Origin of the sequence: Methylobacterium sp. E-016, from assembly GCF_022829745.1 — a bacterium.
GTDB lineage: Bacteria > Pseudomonadota > Alphaproteobacteria > Rhizobiales > Beijerinckiaceae > Methylobacterium.
On record NZ_JAKSYF010000070.1, the window covers coordinates 1 to 7,209 of the forward strand.

At 56.4% G+C, this 7,209-nt stretch carries 9 protein-coding genes; 4 read left to right on the forward strand and 5 right to left on the reverse strand.

The features are described from left to right. The 3 genes from MKK68_RS07185 to MKK68_RS07190 all read left to right on the forward strand — a co-directional run. Window positions 1-298: tyrosine-type recombinase/integrase (locus tag MKK68_RS07185; RefSeq protein ID WP_244029537.1), on the forward strand; the 298-nt coding region annotated here is incomplete at its 5' end. 251 nt (window positions 299-549) lie between these two features. Continuing rightward, the gene (locus MKK68_RS29900; RefSeq protein ID WP_409567189.1) at window positions 550-975 is read left to right on the forward strand and encodes a PilZ domain-containing protein; all 426 of its coding nucleotides are present in this window, start codon (window positions 550-552) and stop codon (window positions 973-975) included. Beyond that, a complete protein-coding gene (locus MKK68_RS07190) occupies window positions 975-1,232 on the forward strand; it encodes a PilZ domain-containing protein (protein WP_244029538.1) in 258 nt (85 codons plus the stop codon). Before MKK68_RS29900 ends, MKK68_RS07190 begins: the two co-directional genes overlap by 1 nt. Window positions 1,233-1,708: 476 nt before the next feature. Here the strand turns inward: MKK68_RS07190 and MKK68_RS07195 are convergent, their stop codons facing one another. After that, window positions 1,709-3,550, reverse strand: a complete 1,842-nt coding sequence (locus tag MKK68_RS07195; RefSeq protein ID WP_244029540.1) for a flagellar hook protein — start codon at window positions 3,548-3,550, stop codon at window positions 1,709-1,711. Between the two features lie 167 nt (window positions 3,551-3,717). Between MKK68_RS07195 and MKK68_RS07200 the strand changes: the two genes are divergently transcribed. After that, window positions 3,718-4,122 carry a flagellar biosynthesis repressor FlbT gene (locus tag MKK68_RS07200; RefSeq protein ID WP_244029542.1) on the forward strand — a complete coding sequence of 135 codons (405 nt, stop codon included), beginning with the start codon at window positions 3,718-3,720 and terminating at the stop codon, window positions 4,120-4,122. A gap of 174 nt (window positions 4,123-4,296) precedes the next feature. Here MKK68_RS07200 and MKK68_RS07205 read toward each other — a convergent pair whose 3' ends face one another. From MKK68_RS07205 to MKK68_RS07220, 4 genes are all read right to left on the reverse strand, one after another. Beyond that, window positions 4,297-4,566, reverse strand: a complete 270-nt coding sequence (locus MKK68_RS07205; protein ID WP_244029544.1) for a hypothetical protein — start codon at window positions 4,564-4,566, stop codon at window positions 4,297-4,299. Window positions 4,567-5,056: 490 nt separating this feature from the next. Continuing rightward, window positions 5,057-5,311, reverse strand: a complete 255-nt coding sequence (locus tag MKK68_RS07210; protein WP_244029546.1) for a hypothetical protein — start codon at window positions 5,309-5,311, stop codon at window positions 5,057-5,059. Between the two features lie 601 nt (window positions 5,312-5,912). Further along, a complete protein-coding gene (locus MKK68_RS07215; protein ID WP_243937694.1) occupies window positions 5,913-6,320 on the reverse strand; it encodes a response regulator in 408 nt (135 codons plus the stop codon). Window positions 6,321-6,529: 209 nt separating this feature from the next. Beyond that, window positions 6,530-7,021, reverse strand: coding sequence for a MucR family transcriptional regulator (locus MKK68_RS07220; protein WP_244029548.1), 492 nt, complete (start codon window positions 7,019-7,021; stop codon window positions 6,530-6,532). Window positions 7,022-7,209: the final 188 nt, after the last annotated feature.

The following is a 7,209-nucleotide window of genomic DNA, read 5'->3' on the forward strand; positions in this document are numbered from 1 at the left end:
AGGAAACGTGCGCCGTAGGGGTTCGGCGGAGGACGTGGGAACCGAACTTTCTGAGCCGCGCCTGACCACCCAGGCCGTCGCCAACATCGTGAAGCGGTACTGCACGGCCGCTGGACTCGATGCCTCGACGTTCGGGGCGCACTCGCTGCGGGCCGGCTACATCACGTCGGCCGCCGAGCGGGGTGCCGACCTCGCGCGCATCATGGATCAGTCCGGGCACCGCGATCCTCGCACGGTGGTTGGCTACATCCGCCGAGCGAACGCCTTCAAGGGGCACTCGGGAAGCGGATTTTTGTGAAGCCTGCTACCGCCAGGTTGCCTTGGGAGCAATTTCCGACGTTCTTTCAACCTGAGATAATTTGTAAACGTCTAAGCTGCTATATAGGGACGGTTATAGCAATCTAGCCATATGTATGACGGCACATGATTGAAACTCATGGAAGATTTCTTCTAGAGACTGGCAGCGAAGCGACATGCGTCGCCATCATGCCAACAAATGCGCGCGTCGAAGTAAGAAGGCGAGACGGGCTACCAGCAGTCCGCCTTGGCATGAAGGCGACGTGCTATCTTGATGCAATCGGCGTGGTGCCTGGGCGGATAAGCGAAGTCAGCTCCGCTGGTTTCACTCTGCTAGTTGAAGCAAGTGCAGAGCGCAAAGCGAGGATCGACGATCGGCTCGCTTGGCTTCGTGCTCATGCCAACGACACGGCCGATCAGCGGAATGATCCCCGGATCGTACCCACCCAGCGCGCTGTGAGAGTCATGCTATCGAACGGTCAGACCGTCGGCGCAGAGATCGTTGATCTTTCGATGTCAGGTGTGGCCCTTACGACAAGCGAACGACCCGATCCTGGTTCAGCCGTGACCGTCGGGAAGCGGTTCGCCACTGTCGTCCGACACACTGCGGACGGGATCGCTGTTCGTTTCAAGCTTCCGTACAGCCCGACGACTTTCAATGAACGCGTGGTGCTGTAATGGGACAGCCAGAGATCGAGCGCCGCAGTGCGCCGCGCAAGCGAGTCCTGAAGGCCGCCAAGATCATATTTCCCAACGGGGCGTCGGTGATGGACTGCACTATCCGAAACCTCTCGGACGTGGGGGCGAAGCTCACCCTGCCGTCATCAATCGGGGTGCCGGAAGCATTCACGCTGCTGATCGAAGCTGACGACGTTCAGCACGCCTGCAGGATCGTGCGTCGGGAGAACGAGGCGATCGGAGTCCGGTTTGTCTGACCTCCGGCATGAGCCCATCTAAACCGAGCAGAGCACTCGGCCTGGAGCTTCAGTTCAGAGACAGCCCAGATGGCATGCATTGGCCAGCGGCGATGCTATGAAGCATCGCCTCGTGCTCCATCATCGCTCGCCCGATCTGCAGAGCCGTGCCATAGTCACGGTTCAAGATCCGCTCATCGAGAGCGAGGAAGTAAGGTCCGAACGTCCTAGTGACGGACATCAACTGGTTGCTTAGCTGGACGAGAGCGTCGTCGTGGGGACGGTGATCACCCTCCTCATACATGCGGTTCAGCAAGGCGTAGATCCGCGCGCATGTCGTGACAGGCTGTTGGCTCTTCGAGAACGCCACTTTATCCATTGATCTGCCACCGCGATAGCTAGCTCTCCAAGCAACATGCGCGGCTATCGTTAACGTATCTTCAACGAAAAACGGCCGGGGAGGTCCCCGGCCGCTACGTTAAGGATAGATGAACCGTTTAGCGGAGGAGCTGCAGGATGCCCTGCTGCGCGGTGTTGGCGAGGGAGAGCGCCGAGATGCCGAGCGAGTTGCGGGTAGAAAGCGCCTGGGAGTTGGCCGCCTCCTCATTCATGTCGGCGTTGGTCAAGTTAGCCGAGCCGGTGTCGAGCACGTTGATGATGCCCTTTGTGAAGTCCTGGCGGTTCTGGACGACGGAAAGGTTCGACGAGTAGGTAGCCGCTTGCGACTTCAACGTGTTGGTAGCAGACGTAATCTGCGAGAAAACTTTATTGATCGAGTCGTTGTCAACGAAGTCGCTTGTTGATACGCTTTTAAGCCCCAAGCTATCAGCAGTCGTGGCAACACCCTCGACAGAGATGGACGAACTCTGATCGGCGTTGAAAGCAACCTTCATCTGGTCGCCATTCAAGAGATTGACACCGTTGTATCCCGAGTCTTTCGACATCTGATCGATCTGTGAAAGAAGATCGTTATAGTCGCCAACAAGCTTGTTACGCGCGGTCTGACCATCGCCACCAATAGTAGCTGCCGAGGTAGAGCTTAGGAATGCATTACCCGTTCCGACGGCGCTACCACCAAGCACCAAGTTCTGCGAACCCGCATCATTGGTAGTGGTGATCGACAGATGGCCGGTGCTATCAATGGTAGCCTGGGCATCAGCCGTCCCGAGAGCGGAATTGAGCTGGTCTAGTGTCGAAATCTGACCCGTGCCATTGCCGAAAGTCAAAGCCATCGTTTTAGCCGAAGTACCGGTTCCGACGCTGACAGTCAGCACCTTCTGATCAAGATCAGCCGTTGAGCCTGTCGCACCTTTGCCAGCCGTAAACTGCGTCGTCGTATAGCCTAGGTTGGCAACCTTGGCCGTCGCAGTGGAACCATTACCGAGATTCACCGAAGTCTTGGCGTCCTTTGCTGTGAACGTGAACTGATGAGTACTGTCGCTAAATGTCGCGCTGACATCACCGTTCGTCGCAGCAACAACCTTCTGAGATAGTGTAGCGACGGTGTCGCTCTTCGACACCGAGACGGAAGAACCGTTCACGGTGAAGGTATCTCCATCAGCAAAGCCAAGAGCAGTTGCCTTTGTCGTAGAGGTGGGCGATATCGTAGCTGTACTAGCGGTGTTCGTACCATAGACCGCCGCAACATCAGTCCCACTCGGAACGGCGAATGAAGATCCATCGGCACCGCCGGTGAATTTCAGACCGTTCGTTGTCGGATCGAACGAAGCTACGACGCTTGATCCGCCCGCAGTTAATTGGCTATTGATCGTCGAAAGCAAGTCAGCTTTTGTAGCGGTGCCTGCAGCGATTGTAATATTTACGCCATCGACAGAGATATTCTTGCCCGCTGCACCAATTGCCGTGGCAACAGCAGTATCGTTGGCGTAAGCTTGACTCCCAGTTGCAATCTGCTTTGTTGCCGTTGCGGTACTGCCCACGGCCTGAGTCGCGCCTGTCGACAGTAGATTGGTGTCAACGGCGCCATTAAGTGCCTTCGAGGTCAACGATGCCTTCGAAGTGAAGGCGTTCGAGGCCGACAGCGCTTGGGTAGCGGTAGACTTGAGCTGATCGGTCAGCTTCTGCAGGTTCGTGATACCCTGGTTGGCAGCCTGGATCGTCTGAATGCCGTTGCTGATGCCGTCCAAAAGGCCCGACAGGTCCGACGAACGCGAGTCCAAGCTTTGCGCGGTGAAATAATTGACCGGGCTGTCGAGGGCGCTGTTAACCTTTTTGCCGGTCGAAAGGCGGTTCTGCGTGGTAGACAGCAGATCAGCGGTTCCCTGGAGAGAAAGTAGGTTTTGGCGGGTGGCCGCCGAAAGGGTGACGTTGGACGACATCTTGGCTGATCCTTATTTGAAGCCAAAACCGCATTTTTCGCGGTAGGCTCCAAATATCTCGATACGTGTTGATTGCCCCTTAACACACTACGAGAAATCCGATCACATTACCATATTATTAACAATTGGTTGATAGTTATAGCCACAACCAAAAGGGGGAGTATAGAATGCCACTACGCATATCACTGAAACCTTTCGAGCGACTCATTATCAATGGTGCTTCTATCCGTAATGGTAGTAAGGCTGCGGATTTTCTGATCGAGAGTCACTGTAAATTTATTCGGGAGTCGGAAATCATTCGCGACAGCGAAGCTGATACGCCAGCTAAAGTTATTTGCGTTACACTTCAAGTAATTCATCTCGCAAACGACCCAACCGAAGCTCAAGGTTTGCTATTTGCTCAAGCTGTAGAACTGCTAAAGGCAATGCCAAGCGCAGCAACGTTTTTGCTTAAAATTCAAGATGCCTTAGCAGCTGGTCAGACTTATGTAGCACTGAAAGCAGGCAAGCAACTAATGTATCATGAGCGCGATTTAATGGCGGCTCGAAAAGAAGATACACGCGCTGCCTAATTGTGGCATAGCGCGACGTCGTCTACGAAGACATCCATTATCTCAGTTTGGCACGAGCGCCGTTTGGTCTCCCGATAGATAGACGGAAATCGTCGTCTCGTCCCGCGCCCGGACCAACGGCCAGCTCTTCACCTTCCTTTTGTCATGGTGGTCGGACGCCTCGCTGGACGAGGGCTAATTTAACTGCAGACTACCTCGTGGACTTGTCGTCAGACCGCTGAGGTGGGCATCGAGCTGATCGCGGATTTCTCTGGCCATCGCCAGATCGAGGCGTAGACGGGCAGCCACAATGGGATCGGGCTGCACGCTCCCATCCGTGAGCACGGCCATCCGGTCCGTGAACAGGTTGAGCGCGACCGTCTGTCCGTTGAGGACGATACTGACAGCACCTGTTATATGCCGAACAGGGACTGCATCAGGATCGGGCGTAGTATCAATTGGCATCTCTTGAATTCCTTTAAGACTGAGAAGCCACAAGCGAGACGTCAAGCTTTACAATGCTCTCCGAGCAAGTCGACGCGCTTAAATAGCACTCACAGAATTAAGCAATTAAGTTAATGAAAAGTAAAAATATAGCTCAGGTTGTACATCTTCCGTTCGCACGGGGTATTGCCTCGACGCCTACCTATCTCAAGTTGTTATTGCTTTAAGAAACAACCTAAGCGTGCTCCAATCTTTACAACCGCCTGCGGGGGATTTTTACAAGAATGACCGTCGCTTATTCGGTCGTGACGGCCGACAGCCCCGTGCCCTGGTGATTGTCGTTTTGGTTGTGCGCAGTCTTCGCCTCGGTAAAGAACATCACCAACTTTGACATTTTTACACTGGCAGGAAAGACCACAGCGGGGATCAACACCTCGGAACCATCATCAAAACAATCAAAACCAGGATCCAATCGAATGTAATTAGATCATTACGCTTGGAATAATTATTTTCAAACCCCTAGTATGCGAGAACGTATAATCGCCCATTCTTTCGCGGCTTCTCTAGATAAACCTATTTTATCTTCTGCGGTCAAATTATCGCCGAAGATTTCTGACTCATTGGAATTCTGGATTGCCTTGTTGACACTCTCTACCGTCGCAATGATGCTAGAAGCATGTTCTACACTTAATATTGAGAATAACCGCACGGTCAGCTGTTCCAAGACGGTGACACGGGCTTGTAAGCGAAGAGTCGTTTCGTCCATTTGCTCGTCCTCGATCTCTGTGATTTAGCTGTAGCGAGCACATGCAGGAACTGTAAAGTGCGGGTATATTTTTAGCCCATGGTCTGATGTTTGCGATCTCCTCCGGGGGTCAGGATGCCCATTCGGAGTAAATCTGGGCGGCCTGTTCGCCGAACAAACGCGGCTGGATAAGCGTTTGACCTTGCTTGCGACGCGCCTGTGCTGTCGCAGCAGGGGAAATTCCATGTCGATCAGAACACTCGCGCTCGCTGCATCGTGCACCCTGGCCCTGTCTGGCGCTGCACTCGCGCAGGCAACGGCTCCCTCCGGTACGACCGGAACTGGCATTGGGACCAGCAGCACCGGCGGTTCGACAACCGAACAGCCGAAGGAACTCGCTACTCCGGGTGGCGCGAATGCCGGTGGGGGTACGGGCTCCACGCCAATGACGGCCCCGGGAGCGAATGGGATGAGCACAGGGACCGGTGCGCCGGGTGCTGGCACTTCGGGCGCCAACGCCCCGTCGACGGGAGGCACCGGAGCACGCTGAGTTTCAAGCCCCCCATCGTCAACGGCTCTGCGCCGCCGCCTGATACGATCACAGGCTGGCGGGCAGGGTCAGCTACAGCAGCACCGTTGCGGCTTCCTGGACCTGCGCGGCTGGCGTACCGCTACCAGACCAAACCTGCTTGATCGTCTCGCGCAGCGCTGCCGGCATGAACGGTTTGATGAGGCAGGCGTTCACACCGGCCCGCCGCGCGGCGACGAAGCAGTGAGCCTGCTCCTTCGTCGTCATGATGACGAACGGCGTCTCGCGAAGCTGCGGATCGTCGCGGACCTGACGGAGCAGCTCGTAGCCGGTCATCGGATGCATGTTCCAATCCGCGATGACGAGGCCGTAGCGGCGCTGGTTCAGCATCGCGAGCGCGGCAGCTCCATCGCCAGCCTCGTGTACCTCGGTCAGCCCGACCTGTTCGAGCGTCGCCCGCACCACGGCACGGATCAAAGGCACATCGTCCACGACGAGCACGGGAAGCGATCGTGGCGATGTCACATCAACCCCTACAGCGACCTCGGTTCGGCCCCGTCCCGATCTGCTCACGGGACGGGGGAACCCCGGATCTCACCAGCTAGGCCGATACGCAACTTGACCCGAACGTGGGATGCGGCTCCTCCAGTTAGAAGCACGTCACCATAGCGAGTGCCGAGTTGTGCCGGAACGGGCCGCTCAGCGGCCCTTCAGACCGTCTCGGCGGCCTTCTTCCGCCCACGCGTCTTCGGGGCTGCCTCAGTGGCCTCCCCGGGCTTAGACGCCTTCCGTCGCTGCTGGCCGAGCCCCAGAGAGCGAGCCAGCTCGGACCGCTGTGCGGAGTAGCTTGCGGCGGTCGATGGGTAGTCCGACGGGAGGCCGTAGCGTGCCCGGTACTCTTCGAACGTCAGGCCATTCGTGGTCAGGTGGCGCTTAAGTGTCTTATAGGGCTTGCCGTCGAGGAAGGAGATCAGTGCGTCCGGTGAGACAGACTTCTTGATCTGTGCCGGTGTCGCCTTCTCCGGGCCGGCGGGCTCTGAGGACGCACCGTTGTCGAGACCAGCCAGCGTGGCGTGAACCTTGGCGATCAGAGCTGGCAGTTCGGAAACTGGTATGCTGTTGTTCGAGACGAAGGCGGCGACGAGGTCGGCCGTCATTTCAAATTTGTCACGCCCTGAAACGAGCATCGCACCACCGGTCATGTTATCACCCTTAGATACCTTTCGCTCCGCATAACAACTTACCGAATTACGTAACCGGGGCAGATCACCGGGCGGTCATGCTGTTGCGGCGTTTCTGACAAGGTCCGGCAGGGGCGGGACGGTTGCGCTGTCTGGGATGCCGAGGCGATCGCCGAGGTATCGGAAGAACGAGACGTCGAGCTTGGCGC

Excerpts from the sequence above, each read along its gene's own strand:
- MKK68_RS29900 (WP_409567189.1), top strand. The coding sequence starts at position 550 with ATGAAGGCGACGTGCTATCTTGATGCAATCGGCGTGGTGCCTGGGCGG.
- MKK68_RS07190 (WP_244029538.1), top strand. The coding sequence starts at position 975 with ATGGGACAGCCAGAGATCGAGCGCCGCAGTGCGCCGCGCAAGCGAGTC.
- MKK68_RS07195 (WP_244029540.1), bottom strand. The coding sequence starts at position 3,550 with ATGTCGTCCAACGTCACCCTTTCGGCGGCCACCCGCCAAAACCTACTT.
- MKK68_RS07200 (WP_244029542.1), top strand. The coding sequence starts at position 3,718 with ATGCCACTACGCATATCACTGAAACCTTTCGAGCGACTCATTATCAAT.
- MKK68_RS07205 (WP_244029544.1), bottom strand. The coding sequence starts at position 4,566 with ATGCCAATTGATACTACGCCCGATCCTGATGCAGTCCCTGTTCGGCAT.
- MKK68_RS07210 (WP_244029546.1), bottom strand. The coding sequence starts at position 5,311 with ATGGACGAAACGACTCTTCGCTTACAAGCCCGTGTCACCGTCTTGGAA.
- MKK68_RS07220 (WP_244029548.1), bottom strand. The coding sequence starts at position 7,021 with ATGACCGGTGGTGCGATGCTCGTTTCAGGGCGTGACAAATTTGAAATG.